Below are 17,345 nucleotides of genomic sequence, written 5' to 3'. Positions count from 1 at the left end.
CCCGCTCACCAGCGATTTGCCAAGAGCCAAACAGGCCGTCACGCTATCGTGAACCGGACCCGCAAGGCGATCCACGCACATCGACGCCCATCAAGTTCTTTTGAACGGCCCGGCACCTTTTTGCCCGGAGGTTTAGGCCCACCTGTTCGTTGTTCTGATGCGCCGGCGTGAAAACCATCCGGTTCCAGCCGGCCCGTTCCCAGAAGGATCCCCACTATGAACTTCAAGACGTCCCTCCTCGTGCTCGGCACGATTTCCAGCCTTTTCATCGCCGGAGCGGCGACCGCCCAGGCGGCTGACACGCTACGCGTGCGCGGCACGGTGGTCAGTTTCGAGCCGTCGCTGCTGACCGTCAAAACCCGCCAGGGCGACACCTCCGCGATCAAGCTCAATACCGGGTGGAAGATCTCCGGCGTCGCCAGCGCCTCGCAAAAGGACATCAAGCAGGGCGACTTCCTCGGCATCGCCTCCGTCTCGAAGGCGGATGGCGGCAGCGGCGCGCTGGAGGTGGTGATTTTCCCAGCCGCCCTGAAAGGCACCGGCGAAGGCGACCGTCCCTGGGATCTGCAGCCGAACAGCCGCATGACCAACGGCACCGTGGCCGACGTCACCGACATAAGCGGGCGCGCCGTGACGCTGACCTACGACAACGGGCAGACCAAGAAGATTTCGATCCCCGACGACACGCCCGTCGTGACCTTCGCCCCGGCCACGCCGGCCGATCTCAAGCCGGGCGCGACGGTCTTCGCCACCGCCCAGCGCGAGGCTGACGGGACGCTGAGTTCCAGCCGCGTCGTGGTGGGAAACAATGGCGTGATCCCGCCGATGTAGCCGAAATCAGCGGCAAGAGCCGGCTTTTCGGCCCTCACAATAAAGTGTCGGGAAGCCGGTCCCCAGAAACACGCCGGAAACAAAATTCTACAATCGGGAAATACTGACGAAAAAAATCAGGAGCGTAATTCCATTCGCGGCGATCGGGCCATCGACCCGATTTTAAGATCTGCCGGCGAAAGAAGGAAACGATCCATGAAGAAGTCCCTCCTCTCGGCCCTCGGGCTTGCAGTTGCACTCGCTTTCACGGCGCCGGTCATCGGTGCGACGAGCGCCGATGCGGCCCCGATGGCAAAGCATCATCGTCATCACCGCGTCCATCATCACCATGTTCGTCATCACCGCGTTCACCACTACGTTCATCACCGCCACCATGTGAAGAAGGCCTACTAAATACAGACTGCCAACGAGAAGACCGGCCTTGTTTTCTTGTTCAAGGCTGGTCTTCTCCTGGTCATGCAATGCCAAGCCCGAGACCGGGCCTTCGCGAACAGGGCCAGGCATCCCGATGATGGCCAGGCCGATATCTCCTGGACAGACAGCATCGTTCTGCCGGTCGCGCGATTGCAGCTCACGCTTCGCCAACCCGCCCTTGTGACGCGATTTTTCCTGAAGCTGAGCTATCTGCCCAATCCCGCCGCGTCCGTGCGCTCGCCATGAGCTGCGATACCTGCCCCGAGACCACCATGCCGACGCGTGCTGGGGCGGCTGCCGCTCTGATCACATCCCCGCACGCCCATGCCGATGACATCCCCCGCGCGTCCATGCCGACGCGCTCCGTACGGGATGCCAAAGCACGGCTGATCACTGGCGCGCAAAGCCCCTGCCGAGGGCGGCGCGCATTTTTATCCACGCCCGCATGAACCTTTCCTTCGAGGGCGGCACTCAGCCTGCATGGACGCCGGCAAGGCGATCCCCAACCAGACGGACGCCGGCAAGGCGATCCCCAATCAAACGGAAGGAAATGCAGAAATGACCAACATCTCGAGCTTCAAGCGCCTCTCGCTCGCTGCCGCCATCGCCATTTCGGCAATCGGCTCGATGTCGATGACGAATTCGGCTTTCGCCAACGGCACGCACCCCACCGGCGACGGCGGCGCGGTTTGCAAGGGCGCCGGCCACTGTCTGGTACTCTCGATCGAGTGCAAGGGCACCTATACCGACGCCACCGATAAGGATGGCACGGTCTATGGCAAATGCAGCCAGACCGCGCAGGTTTCGCCCCAGGCCAAGATCAAGCTCGCGAAGTAACCACTGACAGCGAAGAGAATGGCGGCTCACCCTCCAAGGGCCGCCGCCATTTTCTTGTTTGAATTCCTTGTCTTATGACCGAGAGCGCCCCTTAGCGCCGGCTGAACAGCAGGCTGGCGACCAGACCGAGCACCACAAGCCCAACCGCGGCGGCCGCAGCCGGATGGTCACGAGCCGATTTCTCGACCACCCTGCCCTGTTTGCGGATTGCCGGCATCGCATCGCGCAGGCGTCCCGCGAGATCCGAATACGTGTCGAAAGCGGCATCGCGGCCATCTTCATAGTAGGCGCCACCCCGCTTTGACACCGCCTTGCGCAACGCCGCGAGTTCCCTCGAGAGGGCCGCGACCTGCTTTTCGAGGTCGATGTCCGAAAGGGTCGAAAAAGATGCCATCATGCGTTTCCTTGTCTTGCCATGCGACGTCGTCTTGCTGAACGACGTCTTGCAGAAGGAAACGTAACGCCTCACCCCGAGGCGGGTTCCGGTATCGAGGCTTCAATGCGCTTCGCGCTGATGTCAGCGCACCTGGTCAAGCAGGCGCTTGCATTCCAGGAGGTCGAACAGCGCCTCCTGCAGCAGCGCGCGATTGTCGCGCGAGAGTTTCGACGAGTCCGGCTGAACCGGGCCTTCCTCATCGCTCTTGCCCAGGCCGAAAAAGCGGCGGCTCGGCTTGACCCTTGGCTGACCTACCAGCTCGTCATCGCCGCCGCGCGGCTGTGCCGCCGGCGTCAGAGGCACCTGATCGGCCTGCTTTCGTTGCGAGATCGCCTCGACGGCGGCCATGTCCCCATTGCCGATTGCAACCAGGAAATGATTGCCGTTCTCGCGCAGCAGCTTCTGCACGCCCTTGATGGTGTAGCCTTGGTCGTAGAGCATGTGGCGGATGCCCTTGATCAGTTCGACATCCTGCGGCCGGTAATAGCGACGGCCGCCGCCGCGCTTCATCGGCTTGATCTGGTTGAAGCGTGTCTCCCAGAAGCGCAGCACATGCTGTGGCAGGTCGAGATCTTCGGCGACCTCGCTGATGGTACGGAAGGCGTCAGGGCTCTTGTCCATGGGCGAAATCCTCACGCTGGAGCGTGATCCGGAACGGTCTTCAGCGAGATCAGGCTCAACAAAGAGAAGCTCATTCCGTTTGCGCGGAATGGATCATACGCGGAACACCAATCCGGCCATGCTGCCGAATCGGGCCTTATTTCAGCGGTTTGTGAAGCAATATTCAAGCCCGGCGTGATCGCGGGGCAGGTTTTCAACCGTACAATGAAGGCTATTTGCCGCCCTTTGCCTTGCTGTTCTGGTGAGAGCGCAAGATGCGGTTCTTCAGCACGTTGGACGATTTGAACGTCATCACCCGGCGCGGCAGGATCGGCACCTCTTCGCCGGTCTTGGGATTGCGCCCGATGCGCTCGTTCTTGGAGCGGACATGGAACGTCGCGAAAGACGACAGCTTGACCGTCTCGCCACGCACAATGGCTTCGCAGATTTCGTCCAGAACGGCTTCGACCAGTTCGGCGGATTCAGTGCGCGACAGGCCGACCTTTCGGTAGACGGCCTCCGCCAGGTCGGCACGCGTAAGTGTCTTTCCCCCCATGCGACCGTCCCATCAGTTCAAAACGTAAAATCGGCACAACAACGGCAGAGCCTAAGTAATTGATCCGGCAAGGTCAAGGACCGAAACCGAGCCGTTCGGCACTTACCAGCGAACCAGAACGGCGCCCCAGGTGAAGCCGCCGCCCATGGCTTCCAGGAGGACGAGGTCGCCCTTCTTGATGCGGCCATCGGCAACGGCCACCGCCAGCGCCAGCGGCACGGAGGCCGCCGAGGTGTTACCGTGCAAATCGACCGTAACCACCACTTTTTGCTCTGCTATCCCGAGCTTCTTGGCGGATGCGTCAATAATTCGTTTATTGGCCTGGTGCGGCACGAACCAGTCGAGATCGTCGGCCGATATGCCGGCGGCCGAGAAGGTTGCCTCGATGACGTCGGTGATCATGCCGACCGCATGCTTGAAGACTTCGCGGCCTTCCATCCTGAGGTGACCGACCGTTCCCGTGGTCGACGGTCCGCCGTCGACGAAAAGCTTGTCCTTGTGCACGCCGTCGGAGCGCAGGCTGGCCGCCAGGACACCGTGGTCGGCAATCGTGCCAGCTCCCTCGCCCGCCTCCAGGACAAGTGCCCCTGCGCCATCGCCGAACAGCACGCAGGTCGAGCGGTCGCTCCAGTCGAGGATGCGTGAGAACGTTTCCGAGCCGATCACCAGCACACGTTTGGCGAGCCCCCCACGGATGTAGAGGTCGGCTGTCGTCACCGCATAGACGAAGCCCGAACACACCGCCTGCATGTCGAAAGCGAAGCCGTGATGCATGCCGAGCCGGTTCTGGATCTCGACCGCGGTGGCCGGGAATGTGTTGTTGGGCGTCGACGTTGCCAGCACGATCAGGTCGATGTCATCAGGCGTCAGCCCGGCATTGGCAAGGGCGGCACGTGCCGCGGCCTCTCCCAGGGAAGCCGTCGTCTCGTCGTCGGCCGCGATATGACGCTGGCGGATGCCGGTACGCTGGGCGATCCACTCGTCCGAGGTTTCAACCATGCCCTCGAAATCGGCATTCTTCATGATGCGGCGGGGCAGCGCGGCGCCCGTGCCGCGCACGACTGATCTGATCAAAGTTCTTTCCTATTCCTTCGCGTCGGTAACGACGTCGGATTTCCGGGATGACAGGGCACGCGGGTTGCGCGCATGAAACAGGTCCAGGTCGGCTTCGATGCGGTCGAGCAGATTGTTGCGCACCATGTCATAGCCGAGCTCGATCGCCGCGGCGAACCCGTCCGAATCGGCACCGCCATGGCTTTTGACGACAATGCCGCTCAGCCCCAGGAAGACGCCGCCATTGGAGCGGCCGACATCCATCTTTTCGCGCAGGCGATCGAAGGCGCCCTTGGCGAAGACATAGCCGATCTTGGCCATCAGGGTGCGGCTCATCGCGGCGCGCAGATAGCCTGCGATCTGGCGAGCGGTGCCCTCCGCGGTCTTCAGCGCGATGTTGCCGGCGAAGCCCTCCGTCACCACAACATCGACCGTACCCTTGCCGATATCGTCGCCTTCGACAAAGCCATGATAGTTCATCGAGGCCATGTTGGCCTCGCGCAGCATGCGCCCTGCCTCCTTGACCTCTTCCTGGCCCTTGATCTCTTCGACGCCGACGTTGAGCAGGCCGACGGTGGGCCTAGCAATGCCGAATACGGCGCGCGCCATGCCGGTGCCGAGAATGGCAAAATCAATGAGCTGTTGCGCATCGGCGCCAATGGTGGCGCCGACGTCCAGAACCACGCTTTCGCCGCGCAATGTCGGCCACAATGCCGCGATCGCCGGGCGATCGATGGTGGCCATGGTGCGCAGGCAGAATTTCGACATCGCCATCAGCGCGCCGGTGTTGCCGGCGGAGATACAGGCGTCAGCGGCGCCCGACTTGACCGCTTCGACCGCCTTCCACATCGACGACTTCCAGCGGCCATGGCGCAACGCCTGGCTGGGCTTGTCGTCCATCCTGACCGCGATCTCGCAATGGAAGAATTCGCTCACCTCGGCCAATTTGGGGAACTTGGCCAGTTCGGGGCGCACAAGTTCCTCACGTCCGTAGATGACGAAGCGGATGTCGGGACGGCGAGTCGCGACCGTCATGAGCGCCGGAATGACCACGGCTGGTCCGTGATCGCCGCCCATGGCATCGATGGAAATCCTGATCACGCGGTATTTATCTCACGGTTATGCGGCAGGTCGCTTTAGTGATCGCGAAGGTTCGGCGAAAATAGCGGTTTTGGGTTTTCACACAACCGACTTTTCCATCGCGGGCGAGGTTTTCAGGATTTTCCCAGCAAGGATCGCAGTTTTTGCTGAAATTCATTCTCCACCGCTTCGGTCTCGCCGCCGGCATCCAGCGACGCGCCCGACTTGCGCGGATAGGGGTTGATCGCCAGTCCGAAGAACTGCTCGGCGAGAGCGCCGACATCGATCGTGTCGCCGGGGAATGTTTCGGGGCTGTCGGGACCATCCGCATCGAGCAGGATCTCGCCGCCGCCCTCGAACCCCTGCCGCCCAAGCTTGGAATCCTCGGGCAGCAGCAGCGCCTCGACCGGCTCGTCGATATGCGCTTCAACGGGATCGAGCGTGACGATGCAGGCTTGGGTGATATCGGCCTCGACACGGCCGCTGACCTTGACGCCATTGCGTTTCCAGGAAGCGACGAGGAGTTCGGCGCGATAGGCTTCGACTGACAGCAGCCCGTGCTCCTCGGCAAGCGCGGCGCGCTGGGCGGCATCGGCCTCGATCACCACCGGCAGGCCCTTCTGCGGCAGCCGGGCGACATTCGCGAAAAAGGAAACCGGACTAGGCGGATCAGCATGTTTCATCAAGCACCTCCCTTGGCGAGCGGAAACACCGCCGTGCCGGAAACGATCGATTGCGACGGCTGCGCGGCCAGTTGCCGGCAGGCGTCGGCGACATAGTCGGCCAGTTGCGACGCCTCCGGCCATGGACCGGTATCGGGCCGGACATTGCGGGCAAGCGCCGCGGTCAGCCCGTCACGATCGCTTCTTTCCAGCGCATCATCATAGGCGGCGGTGCGGCCATAGAACATCTTCGCCAGTTTCTTCATGCGCTTGGGCACGCCGACATCGCCAATGCCGAGTTCCCGCAGCGAATGATCGACGTCGAGAAAGAACTCGTCGATCAGCACCTGGGCGATCTCCTGCGCCACGCCGCCCTCGCCACGCAAGCGATGCTGGAACAGGAACATATGCAGCGAAAGCATCTCGAAACGGCCGAGCGGTGTGTCCGGCACATTCCAGTGGGAATAAAATACAGTCTGCCGCGCCGCCGCCACGATTTGTGCGTAAAGCGCGTCCGTTATGGCGCGGTTGGCGTAGCGTTCGCGACCAAAAAGGCGCTGGAACATGGGGATGGTCTCCCGGGGACCGTTTGTTGAATTGGCCTTGTTGCATCGGCAGGCAAGCTGGTTTACCGGTTTTGCGGCCCAGCGCAAGTTGCGGCGATATAATGGAGAATTGTTGTTGCGCGCGCTGAATTTCAAGTCGACCTTCTCGTCCAGGCCTGCCGGCGCAATCTCGCTGCTGCTCGTCGTTTCGGCGCTTTCGGCGTGTCACGCCAACAAGATGATCGGCGACCTCAATCCGAGCGAAACGTTCACGCAAGGTTACGTCTACGATCAGCAGGCCGTCGATTCGGTGCCCGTCGGTTCCAGCCGTGAGCAGGTGCTTCTGGCGCTTGGCACGCCGTCGACCACGGCGACTTTCGACAACGAGGCCTTTTATTACATTTCGCAGACGCGCAAGCGCTATGTCGCCTTCGATAAGCCTAGGCTCGTCGACCAGAAAGTTCTGGCGGTCTATTTCGGCGCGGATGGCCGCGTCACCCAGATCGCCAATTACGGCATGAAGGATGGCAAGATCTTCGACTTCATCTCGCGCACCACGCCGACTGGCGGCAAGGACCAGAACTTCCTCAGCCAGATCATCAACGGCGCCAGCAAGCTGGCGCCCGGCATCCCCGGCGGCGGCACTCCCTGATCATCAGATCCTGCTTCCCTCGGGAAGGCAGCAACATCTCAGGCGACCAAAAGCCCGTGGGAGCGATCTCACGGGTTTTTGTTTGGCCAAGGTGAGCCAGGACGGCCAGCACGGTGCAAGCCGGCGTCAAAAACCAGCGGGTCTTGGGGTTTGAAGTGAGCAACGGGCCTGATCCGGGCCAAACAAAAACCCGCGGGGATCGCTCCCCGCGGGTTTTATCTAACGGCCAGGCTCCGTTCAGCCGTGCGCGAGCACGGCCAGAAGCAGGAGCGCGACGATGTTGGTGATCTTGATCGCCGGGTTGACCGCGGGGCCGGCGGTGTCCTTGTAGGGGTCACCGACCGTATCGCCGGTCACCGAAGCCTTGTGCGCTTCGGAACCCTTGAGATGCTTGACGCCGTCCTTGTCGACAAAGCCGTCCTCGAACGACTTTTTCGCGTTGTCCCAGGCGCCACCGCCCGAAGTCATCGAGATGGCGACGAACAGGCCGTTGACGATGACGCCGAGCAGCGAGGCGCCGAGGGCGGCAAAGGCCGAGGCCTTCGACCCCGAGATCAAGAGCACGCCGAAATAGACGACGAGCGGCGCCAGCACCGGGAGCAGCGACGGGATGATCATTTCCCGGATCGCCGCCTTGGTCAGAAGGTCGACGGCTCGTGCGTAGTTCGGCTTGGAGGTGCCGGCCATGATGCCGGGATCCTCGCGGAACTGCTTGCGCACCTCCTCGACGATGGCGCCCGCCGCGCGGCCGACGGCCGTCATGGCGATGCCGCCGAACAGATAGGGGATCAGGCCGCCGAAGATCAGGCCGGCGACAACGTAAGGGTTGGAGAGATCGAAGGAAATCTCGCCCATGCCCTGGAAGTAGGGATATTTGTCGCCGTTGGCGGCAAAGAACTTCAGGTCGTTCGAGTAGGCGGCGAACAGCACCAATGCGCCGAGGCCGGCCGAGCCGATGGCATAGCCCTTGGTCACGGCCTTCGTGGTGTTGCCGACAGCGTCGAGCGCGTCGGTGGAGTGGCGCACTTCCTTGGGCAGACCGGCCATTTCGGCAATGCCGCCGGCATTGTCGGTGACCGGGCCGAAAGCGTCGAGCGCAACGATCATGCCGGCGAGGCCGAGCATGGTGGTGACGGCGATCGCCGTGCCGTAGAGGCCGGCGAGCTGGTAGGTCGAGATGATGCCGCCGACGATGACGATGGCCGGCAGCGCCGTCGATTCCAGCGAGACCGCGAGGCCCTGGATGACGTTGGTGCCGTGGCCGGTGACCGACGCCTGGGCAATCGAGTTGACCGGGCGCTTGTTGGTGCCGGTGTAGTATTCAGTGATCACCACGATCAAACCCGTCACCGCAAGCCCGATCAGGCCGCAGATGAAAAGGTTCTTGCCGGTGATGACCATGCCGGCGACCGTGCCGATCTCGCCCCAGCCAAGGCATACCGAGGTGGCGACGCCGAGGCCGACGATCGACAACAGGCCGGTCACGATCAGGCCCTTGTAGAGCGCGCCCATGATCGAACCGTTGGCCCCGAGCTTGACGAAGAAGGTGCCGACGATCGAGGTCAGGATGCAGGCGCCGCATATGGCGAGCGGATAGAGCATCGCGGCGCCGAGAATGGCGGTGCCGCCGAAGAAGATGGCGCCGAGAACCATGGTGGCAACGACCGTCACCGCATAGGTTTCGAACAGGTCGGCGGCCATGCCGGCGCAGTCGCCGACATTGTCGCCGACATTGTCGGCGATGGTGGCCGGATTGCGCGGATCGTCCTCGGGAATGCCGGCTTCGACCTTGCCGACGAGATCGCCGCCGACATCGGCGCCCTTAGTGAAGATGCCGCCGCCGAGACGGGCGAAGATGGAGATCAGCGAGGCGCCGAAGCCGAGCGAGACAAGCGAGTCAATGACGATGCGGTCATTGGGCTGCAGGCCCATGAAATGAGTCAGGATGAGGTAGTAGATCGAGACGCCGAGCAGCGCCAGGCCCGCCACCAGCATGCCGGTGATGGCCCCCGACTTGAAGGCGATGTCGAGACCGGCGGCCAGACTGTTGGAGGCCGCCTGTGCGGTGCGCACGTTGGCACGCACCGAAACATGCATGCCGATGAAGCCGGCAGCGCCCGACAGGACGGCGCCGATCAGGAAGCCGATCGCGGCGGTGATCGAAAGCAGCCACCAGGCGAGCAAGAGCACGACCACGCCAACGATGGCGATGGTGGTGTACTGGCGCGCCAGATAGGCTTGCGCGCCTTCGCGGATGGCGGCGGAGATTTCCTGCATGCGTGCGTTGCCCTGGTCGGACGCAAGGACCGAACGTGTCGCCCAGATAGCGTATAGGACAGAAAGCAAGCCGCAGGCGATGACGGCGGAAATAATGGTCATTGCCGATTTTTCCTCGATTGTTGGCCCAAATGAACCCCTCCCTGGGCCGATGAGACAAAGATGGAATCCCGCGAACGGAATCCGCCTCTTCGCATCGGTGTATGCGAAACAGTGCCGCGAACGTCAAGATATTGTTCAGTTTTTGCCCGGCTTTCGCCCAAAAGACAAAAGTCGCGACGACCCTGCCTGGCGCGGTCCTCATTTAGATCGATTGAAATGACCCAAAGGATCGTGCCGACAGGCCGTCAGCATCCCGAAGGACTACTCCGCCTCACGTCCCATGCGCCGCGCCGCATAGCGCTCGATCGCCGACAATCCGTCATAGATCAGCACGGCAAGGGCCGCCACGATCAGGCCGCCCTGCAGGATGAAAGCAAGATTGTTGGACAGAAGGCCAGCGATGATCACCTCGCCCAGCGTCTTGGCGGCAACCGTCGAGCCTATGGTGGCGGTGGCCAGGCTGATCACCACCGAGAGCCTGATGCCGCCCAGGATGATCGGCGCGCTGAGCGGCAGCTCGACCTTGGTGAGCCTTTGCCAGCCGGTCATGCCCGAGCCGCGCGCCGCCTCGACGACATTGGCCGGCAGCGTCGTCAGCCCGGTCAGAGCATTCTCGAAGATCGGCAGCAGGCCATAGAGAAACAGCGCGATCAAAGTCGGCTTCTCGCCGAAGCCGACAGCCGGCACGGCGAGCGCCAGGACCGCCACCGGTGGGAAAGTCTGGCCGATATTGACCAGGCTGCGCGACAGCGGCAGGAATTCGGCGCCCGCCGGCCTGGTGACAAGGATGGCCAGAGCCACCGCAACGATGGTCGCGGCGACGGTGGCGATCAGCACCGTGCGCAAATGCAGCAGCGTCAGCGTCAGCAGGCTGCCCTGATTGTAGATCACCGGCGCGTTGTTCTCGGTCAGCGGCTTGAGCATCGGCTCAAACCAGCCCGGACTGGTGACGAACGCCACAAGCAACACCACCAGCGCAAGCCTGAGCAGCAAAGGCAGCCAGGCTTTCATGCCGGCCTCGCCGCCCGCTTGACCAGCCCATCCACCGTAACGCGGCCCAGCGGCTTGCCGTCGGCGCCTTTGACCGGCAGCGCCGGCCGGCCTGTCCATAGGAGTTCAGCCAGCGCATCGCGCTGGCTGGCATCGCCGGGGATGGCTTCGCCCTCGGCGGCGCCGTTTTCCACCGCGTCACGCACCCGTCCGAGCGACAGCAGCCTGAATGGCCTTTCGCTGGCGCCGACCAGGGTCTCGACGAAGCTGCTGGCCGGGTTTGCCAGGATCTCGGCGGGTTTGGCGTATTGCACGAGCTTGCCGGCATCCATGACGGCGATCTTGTCGCCCATATGCACGGCCTCTTCCATGTCGTGGGTGACGAGGATGATGGTGGTGCCGAAGCGCTTCTGGATCGCCAACAGATCCTCCTGCGCCTTGGTGCGGATGATCGGATCGAGCGCGCCGAACGGCTCGTCCATCAACAGCACGTTGGGTTCGGCGGCGAGCGCGCGGGCCACGCCGACCCGCTGCTGCTGGCCACCGGACAGTTCGTGCGGGTAGCGCGGTCCGAATTCCTGGGGGTCGAGCTGATAGAGTGTCATCAGCTCATCGACGCGCGCCCTGATGCGATTCTTTTCCCAGCCAAGCAGGACCGGCACGGTGGCTATATTCTGCGCCACGGTGCGATGTGGAAACAGGCCGTGGCCTTGGATTGCATAGCCGATGCTTCGGCGCAGTTCGTAGCCCGGCACCGAACGATTGTCGGCGCCGTCGAGCTTGATAATGCCAGCGGTCGGTTCGACCAGCCGGTTGATCATGCGCAGCAGCGTCGTCTTGCCCGAGCCCGAGGTGCCGACAATGACGGCGATGGTACGTGGTTCGATGACCATCGAGACGTCGTCGACGACGGTGGTCGTGTCATAGCGCTTGGTGATGCCTTCGATCTCGATCATGCCGTTTCAACCCTGCGCTTGGTGGCGGTCATTTCGATCACTGCGTCGAGGATGATGGCGGCGGCGAAGGCGAGCGCCACGGTCGGCACCGCGCCGAGCAGCACCAGGTCCATCCCGGTCTGGCCAACGCCCTGGAAGACGAAGACGCCAAAGCCGCCGCCACCGATCAGCGCTGCGATGGTGGCGAGGCCGATGTTCTGCACCAGCACGATGCGGATGCCGGTGAGGATCACCGGAAAGGCCAGCGGGAATTCGACGCCGAACAGGCGCTGGCGGTCGGTCATGCCCATGCCGCGCGCCGCGTCGTTGGCGGCGCGCGGCACGCCAGCGAGGCCGACCACGGTGTTGGCCACAACCGGCAGCAGCGAATAGAGGAACAGGGCGACGAAGGCCGGCGCGGTGCCGATGCCACGAATGCCGAGCGCGGCCGCTCCAGGCACATGCGTGGCGATCCAGCCGAGCGGCGCGATCAGCAGGCCAAACAGCGCGATCGAAGGAATGGTCTGGATGATGTTGAGCACGTTGAGCACTCCGGCCCGCAGCCTTTCGACACGATGACAGAGTATGCCGAGCGGTAGGCCGACGACGACCGCCGCAAGCAGCGAGCCAAGCGCCAGCGTCACATGCTTGGAACCTTCGGCCCAGAAACTGTCGGCGCGGTTGGCGTATTCCTTCAGGATGGAAAGGTCGTTCCAGGCTCCCGACACTAGCAGCAGCCCGATGGCCACGGCGGCGGCGACCAGTACAGCGACGCGGGCCCAAGGCGACAAGTTCAGGCGCGTCAGCACGTCCGCCAGCAAAAGCGTGAAGGCGAAGATGAGTACCCAGAAACCGGAGGCCGGCGATACCCTGGCAAAGGTGTTGCCGGCCGGCGTCAAGAATGTGCCGGCAACTCCGACGAGCAGCGCGAGCGCGGCAAGCGCCACGACACTGGCCGCAAGGCGCAGCATAAGCGGTGTCCTGAAGAGCGCCATGAGCGCCGCGACGATCACGATAGCCATCAGCAATGGCCCGGCGGTTGCTGGCAGCGCCTCGAGAATCGAGCGCGCCTGGCCCGGAGCGATCCGATTGGCGCGGAACGTGGCGAAGGGAGCGAGGAACGCCGCATAGGCCGCGATCGCGGCAATGACCACGCCGAGCTTGTCGAAACGGATCTTCACGCCCTTCCCCGTCGGTCGTTCCGGCGCGCCGCGCGAGCGGCGCGCCGGAATCGTCCTACTTCAGAAAGCCGTTTTTCTTCAGGAAGTCCTCGGCGACGCCCTTGACCGGTTCGCCGCCAACCTGCACACGGCCGTTTAGCTCCTGTAGCGTGACCAGGTCGAGCTTGGCGAAGACCGGCTTCAGCAGCGTCTCGATCTCGGGATGTTGCTTGAGTACGGATTCACGGATGATCGGCGCCGGCTGGTAGACCGGCTGAACGCCCTTGTCGTCCTCAAGCACGACAAGGCCGGATGGCGCGATGCCGCCATCGGTGCCGTAGACCATGGCGGCGTTGGCGCCACTGGTCTGGTTGGCGGCCGCGGCGATGGTCGCCGCCGTGTCACCGCCCGAAAGCGTGATCAGCTGGTCCGGCTTCAGCGTGAAGCCGTAGGTGGTCTGGAAGGCCGGAAGGGCGGCCGCCGAATTGACGAACTCGGCGGAAGCCGCGAGCACCACCTTGCCGCCGCCGGCGACGTATTTGCCGAAGTCCGAAAGCGTGACGAGCTTGTTCTGGTCCGTCACTTCCTTGCGCAGGGCGATCGCCCAGGTGTTGTTGGCCGGCGCCGGCGACAGCCAGACGATTTTGTTGGCGTCGTAGTCGAGCTTCTTGGCCGTCTCATAGGCCTTGGCGGCGTCCTTCCAGACCGGGTCATCGGCCTTCTCGAAGAAGAAGGCGGCGTTGCCGGTGTATTCGGGATAGATGTCGATCTCGCCGGCGGTGATCGCCTTGCGCACCACCGGCGTGCCGCCGAGCTGAATGCGGTCCGATGTCTTGATGTTGTTGGCGTTGAGAACGAGCTGGATGATGTTGCCGAGCACGCCACCCTCGGTATCGATCTTCGAAGAGACGACCACCTGAGCACTGGCGGAAGTTGCCGTGATGGCCAGCGCCAATGCCGCGCCGGCGAAACCCTTGACTGAAAACATTGTGAAAACCCTTTGCTGTGAACCGGAATGCGGCGGCCGCATATGAGCATGGCTTCAACGGCCAGTCGGGGCACACGGTTTCATAACAATAGGCACAGACGCAATAATTTTGTTTCAGATCGGCAAATTCAACCGAAGCAATCCTGACAGCATCATGTCAGCTCGACAGCAGTTCAGGGATCAGGTGCGCGCGTTGCGCGGGGCCGTCAACTTGAGCGCGCCGAGGGCCACGAAGCACAGAACTGTGACCGGAAAGATCATCCAGTTCAGCATCTCCCAACCCCAGGCGTTGTAGACCATGCCCGACAGCAGCGACGCGCAGGCGACGGAGCCGAACAGGACGAAGTCGTGGAACCCCTGCACCTTGCCCTTTTCCGACGGCCTGTAGCTGGCCGCGACCATGGCGGTGGCGCCGATGAAGCCGAAATTCCAGCCAAGGCCGAGCAGGATCAGCGACGTCCAGAATTGCCACAGCGCCAGGCCCGACAAGGCAACGGCAGCACAGCCGATGAGCAGGATCAGGCCGATGGCGACGATGCGCTCGGCGCCGAAGCGATGGATCAGCGAGCCGGTGAAGAAGCTCGGCGCGAACATCGCCATGACGTGCCAGGAAATGCCAAGCGTCGCATCGTCCTCCGACAGGCCGCAGCCGACCATGGCCAGCGGCGCGCCGGTCATGACGAAGCTCATCAGCGCATAACTGCCGACGGCGCAGAACAGTGCGGCGACGAAGCGCGGCTTGGTGACGATTTCGGACAGGGGCCTGGCATCGCCGCCGGAAACGTCAACCTTGCTCGCCGCCTTCGCCGGCAGGCGCAGAAACGACAGGATAATCGCGCCCACGGCTGCCAGCGGCAGGATGGAGGCGAACGATCCGGCAAACATCACCGGTGCGAACAGTTCCCGGGTAAAGATGACGATCTGTGGCCCGAGGATGGCGGTGATAATGCCGCCGGCCAGCACAAAGGAGATGGCGCGCGCCTTGAACTGCGGCGGCGCATTGTCGGCGGCGGCGAAGCGGAATTGCTGGACGAAGGCTCCACCGATGCCGATCACCAGCAACGCGAACGCGAACAACCAGAAACTACCGTGGAAAAGCGCCAGCGTGGCAATCAGGCCGCCAAGCGCGGTGACGACAGTCCCGGTCATGAAGCCGCCCCGCTGGCCCAGTTGGCGGATAATGGCCGCGGCGGGTAAGGCGCCGAGAGCGACACCGACATTGAAGCCGGTGATCGGCGCCGTCGCCAGCGATTTGTCGGCACCAAGCAGGTATTGGCCGGCCAGCGCGCCCATCGAAATGGCGATGGGCGCCGCCGAGCCGATGATCGCCTGTGAGGCGGCGAGAATCAGCGCGGTGCGCCGCGCCTCCCTGCCCGTCTCAATGGCGATAGCCGTCACGATGCGTCCTTGCCGCGCCCCTCGCCGCGCACCCGGCGTGACACGCGGTCGAGCACGGCATTGACCAGCTTCGGCTCGTCTTCCTCGTAGAAGGCCTTGGCTATGTCGACATATTCCGAAACGATGACCGCCACCGGCACGTCTTCGCGCTTCATCAATTCATAGACGCCAGCGCGCATAATGGCGCGCAGCGTCGAATCGAGCCTAGACAGCGGCCAATCATCGGTCAGCGCCTGGCGGATGACTGGATCGATGGTTTTCTGGTTCTCGACGACGCCGGTCAGGATGGCGCGGAACCATTGGGCGTCCGCCTCGCGATAAAGCGCGCCGTCGACTTCCTTGCCAAGCCGGAACGCCTCATATTCGGCGGTGATCTCGAAGACGCCGCTGCCGGCGACATCCATCTGATAGAGCGCCTGCACGGCGGCCAGACGGGCCGCGCCACGCTTGTTGGCATGGCGCACAGCGGGCTGTCCGGGCGAAGCGGGTTCGCTCACGATCGCGCTCCCAATTGTTCCTTGAGCGCGATCATGGTCAGCGCCGCACGCGCGGCAAAGCCGCCCTTGTCGCCTTCCGAGCGCTTGGCCCGCGTCCATGCCTGCGCATCGTTCTCGGTGGTCAGGATGCCGTTGCCGACGCAGACCGAGTCCTGCACGGACAGGTCCATCAGCGCGCGGCTGGATTCATTGGCGACGATATCGAAGTGATAGGTGTCGCCACGGATGATCGTGCCGAGCGCGACAAAACCATGGTAATTTGTGCCGCCTTCCGCCGCGCCATCCAGCGCGAAGGTGATCACTGCGGGAATTTCGAGCGAACCTGGAACGGTGACGACGTCGTAAGTCGCGCCCGCTTCCTCGAGCGCGCTCGTCGCGCCGTCGAGCAGCGCGTCGGCAAGGTCGTCGTGAAAGCGCGCTTCGACAATCAGCAGATGCGCCTTCGCCTTCGGACGAATGAAGGCTTTGCCGTGTTGGGATGTACCAGCCATAAAAGTCTCCGGGGGGTTGCCGGTGACTTAGGCCGAAGCCAGATTGATCGCAAGCAGAAGATTGCTGGAGGGTGCCAGACGCGTTGGACCGGCCGGTTCGGCAGACTTGCTAGAGCCCCTCTTTCGCCGCCTCGATCAGCCGCGCGGCGTAGCGGGCCATGGTGTCGATCTCGAGATTGACGCGGTCGCCGAGCTTGCGCTCGCCCCAGGTGGTCACGGTCAGCGAGTGGTGGATCAACAGCACGTCGAAGCGGGTGCCCTCGACCTTGTTGACGGTGAGCGACGTGCCGTCGAGTGCGACGGAGCCCTTTGGCGCGATGAATTTGGCCAGATGGCGCGGCGCCTCCAGCGTGAAGCGCACCGCGTCGCCCTCGTCCTTGCGCTCGACGATCTCGGCGGTGCCGTCGACATGGCCCGACACGATATGGCCGCCGAGCTCATCGCCGATCTTCAGCGCCCGTTCGAGATTGACCTTGCTGCCGGATTTCCAGCTCGAGGCCGTGGTCAGCCGCAAGGCCTCTTCCCAGGCTTCGACCTCGAACCAGCGCGCGTTCGAGCCATGTTCGGGCAGCGCCGTGACCGTCAGGCAGACGCCGCCGCAGGAAATCGAGGCGCCGATGGCGATGGTTTCGGGGTCATAGGCGGTATCGATACGCAAGCCGACGCCTTCGCTGAGCGGCTTGATAGCCGCGACGGTGCCGATATCGGTGACAATTCCGGTAAACATCGATGCTGATCCCTAGAGCATGATGCCGAAAAGTGTGAAGCGGTTTTCGGACGACATCATGCTCTATCTCTTTGATTTAGAGCCGGATTCGGATTTCAGGTCGAACAGACCTGA

20 protein-coding genes are annotated in these 17,345 nt (G+C 63.2%); 3 read left to right on the top strand and 17 right to left on the bottom strand.

What is annotated here, in order from left to right; genetic code table 11:
* Positions 1-216: 216 nt before the first annotated feature.
* Positions 217-831, top strand: coding sequence for a hypothetical protein (locus ACLGL5_RS21020; protein WP_019857634.1), 615 nt, complete (start codon positions 217-219; stop codon positions 829-831).
* Between the two features lie 162 nt (positions 832-993).
* Here ACLGL5_RS21020 and ACLGL5_RS21015 read toward each other — a convergent pair whose 3' ends face one another.
* On the bottom strand, positions 994-1,416 hold the full coding sequence (locus ACLGL5_RS21015) for a hypothetical protein (protein ID WP_069091946.1): 423 nt from the start codon (positions 1,414-1,416) through the stop codon (positions 994-996).
* A gap of 387 nt (positions 1,417-1,803) precedes the next feature.
* On the opposite strand from ACLGL5_RS21015, the gene ACLGL5_RS21010 reads away from it, so the two are divergent.
* Complete coding sequence (locus tag ACLGL5_RS21010; protein WP_069093389.1) at positions 1,804-2,082, top strand: hypothetical protein; 279 nt, start codon at positions 1,804-1,806, stop codon at positions 2,080-2,082.
* 91 nt (positions 2,083-2,173) lie between these two features.
* Here the strand turns inward: ACLGL5_RS21010 and ACLGL5_RS21005 are convergent, their stop codons facing one another.
* The 7 genes from ACLGL5_RS21005 to ACLGL5_RS20975 all read right to left on the bottom strand — a co-directional run bounded on the left by ACLGL5_RS21005 (position 2,174) and on the right by ACLGL5_RS20975 (position 7,035).
* On the bottom strand, positions 2,174-2,476 hold the full coding sequence (locus tag ACLGL5_RS21005; protein WP_027046742.1) for an MDR/zinc-dependent alcohol dehydrogenase-like family protein: 303 nt from the start codon (positions 2,474-2,476) through the stop codon (positions 2,174-2,176).
* A gap of 123 nt (positions 2,477-2,599) precedes the next feature.
* On the bottom strand, positions 2,600-3,139 hold the full coding sequence (locus ACLGL5_RS21000) for a MerR family transcriptional regulator (protein WP_027046741.1): 540 nt from the start codon (positions 3,137-3,139) through the stop codon (positions 2,600-2,602).
* Between the two features lie 211 nt (positions 3,140-3,350).
* Positions 3,351-3,674 carry an integration host factor subunit alpha gene (locus tag ACLGL5_RS20995; protein WP_010915609.1) on the bottom strand — a complete coding sequence of 108 codons (324 nt, stop codon included), beginning with the start codon at positions 3,672-3,674 and terminating at the stop codon, positions 3,351-3,353.
* 102 nt (positions 3,675-3,776) lie between these two features.
* The gene (locus ACLGL5_RS20990; protein WP_019857627.1) at positions 3,777-4,748 is read right to left on the bottom strand and encodes a beta-ketoacyl-ACP synthase III; all 972 of its coding nucleotides are present in this window, start codon (positions 4,746-4,748) and stop codon (positions 3,777-3,779) included.
* A gap of 9 nt (positions 4,749-4,757) precedes the next feature.
* Positions 4,758-5,828 (bottom strand): phosphate acyltransferase PlsX, encoded by a 1,071-nt coding sequence (plsX, locus tag ACLGL5_RS20985; protein WP_019857626.1) that lies wholly within the window; start codon positions 5,826-5,828, stop codon positions 4,758-4,760.
* 113 nt (positions 5,829-5,941) lie between these two features.
* On the bottom strand, positions 5,942-6,490 hold the full coding sequence (locus ACLGL5_RS20980) for a YceD family protein (protein WP_069091945.1): 549 nt from the start codon (positions 6,488-6,490) through the stop codon (positions 5,942-5,944).
* Complete coding sequence (locus tag ACLGL5_RS20975) at positions 6,490-7,035, bottom strand: ubiquinol-cytochrome C chaperone family protein (protein WP_038646279.1); 546 nt, start codon at positions 7,033-7,035, stop codon at positions 6,490-6,492. Before ACLGL5_RS20975 ends, ACLGL5_RS20980 begins: the two co-directional genes overlap by 1 nt.
* A 115-nt stretch (positions 7,036-7,150) precedes the next feature.
* Between ACLGL5_RS20975 and ACLGL5_RS20970 the strand changes: the two genes are divergently transcribed.
* The gene (locus ACLGL5_RS20970) at positions 7,151-7,666 is read left to right on the top strand and encodes an outer membrane protein assembly factor BamE (protein WP_038646277.1); all 516 of its coding nucleotides are present in this window, start codon (positions 7,151-7,153) and stop codon (positions 7,664-7,666) included.
* Positions 7,667-7,903: 237 nt separating this feature from the next.
* On the opposite strand, the gene ACLGL5_RS20965 is transcribed toward ACLGL5_RS20970, so the two are convergent.
* The 9 genes from ACLGL5_RS20965 to ACLGL5_RS20925 all read right to left on the bottom strand — a co-directional run bounded on the left by ACLGL5_RS20965 (position 7,904) and on the right by ACLGL5_RS20925 (position 17,231).
* Positions 7,904-10,045 (bottom strand): sodium-translocating pyrophosphatase, encoded by a 2,142-nt coding sequence (locus tag ACLGL5_RS20965; protein ID WP_038646275.1) that lies wholly within the window; start codon positions 10,043-10,045, stop codon positions 7,904-7,906.
* 261 nt (positions 10,046-10,306) lie between these two features.
* On the bottom strand, positions 10,307-11,056 hold the full coding sequence (locus ACLGL5_RS20960) for an ABC transporter permease (RefSeq protein ID WP_019857621.1): 750 nt from the start codon (positions 11,054-11,056) through the stop codon (positions 10,307-10,309).
* Positions 11,053-11,991 carry an ABC transporter ATP-binding protein gene (locus tag ACLGL5_RS20955; RefSeq protein ID WP_064982550.1) on the bottom strand — a complete coding sequence of 313 codons (939 nt, stop codon included), beginning with the start codon at positions 11,989-11,991 and terminating at the stop codon, positions 11,053-11,055. The genes ACLGL5_RS20960 and ACLGL5_RS20955 overlap by 4 nt, the downstream gene beginning before the upstream one ends.
* Positions 11,988-13,151 (bottom strand): ABC transporter permease, encoded by a 1,164-nt coding sequence (locus ACLGL5_RS20950; RefSeq protein ID WP_069091944.1) that lies wholly within the window; start codon positions 13,149-13,151, stop codon positions 11,988-11,990. Before ACLGL5_RS20950 ends, ACLGL5_RS20955 begins: the two co-directional genes overlap by 4 nt.
* Before the next feature lie 55 nt (positions 13,152-13,206).
* On the bottom strand, positions 13,207-14,118 hold the full coding sequence (gene osmF / locus ACLGL5_RS20945; protein ID WP_027046738.1) for a glycine betaine ABC transporter substrate-binding protein OsmF: 912 nt from the start codon (positions 14,116-14,118) through the stop codon (positions 13,207-13,209).
* A 180-nt stretch (positions 14,119-14,298) separates the two neighbouring features.
* A complete protein-coding gene (locus tag ACLGL5_RS20940) occupies positions 14,299-15,516 on the bottom strand; it encodes an MFS transporter (RefSeq protein WP_019857617.1) in 1,218 nt (405 codons plus the stop codon).
* Positions 15,513-16,013: a transcription antitermination factor NusB gene (gene nusB, locus ACLGL5_RS20935; protein WP_019857616.1), complete on the bottom strand. Its 501-nt coding sequence runs from the start codon at positions 16,011-16,013 to the stop codon at positions 15,513-15,515. The genes ACLGL5_RS20940 and nusB overlap by 4 nt, the downstream gene beginning before the upstream one ends.
* The gene (ribH, locus tag ACLGL5_RS20930) at positions 16,010-16,504 is read right to left on the bottom strand and encodes a 6,7-dimethyl-8-ribityllumazine synthase (RefSeq protein ID WP_069091943.1); all 495 of its coding nucleotides are present in this window, start codon (positions 16,502-16,504) and stop codon (positions 16,010-16,012) included. The genes nusB and ribH overlap by 4 nt, the downstream gene beginning before the upstream one ends.
* 109 nt (positions 16,505-16,613) lie before the next feature.
* Positions 16,614-17,231 carry a riboflavin synthase gene (locus tag ACLGL5_RS20925; RefSeq protein WP_019857614.1) on the bottom strand — a complete coding sequence of 206 codons (618 nt, stop codon included), beginning with the start codon at positions 17,229-17,231 and terminating at the stop codon, positions 16,614-16,616.
* Between the last annotated feature and the right edge of the window lie 114 nt (positions 17,232-17,345).

This window comes from Mesorhizobium sp. U510 (assembly GCF_059180695.1).
The sequence above is the reverse complement of the archived record's forward strand: the minus strand, read 5'-3'. Positions and strand labels throughout refer to the sequence as shown.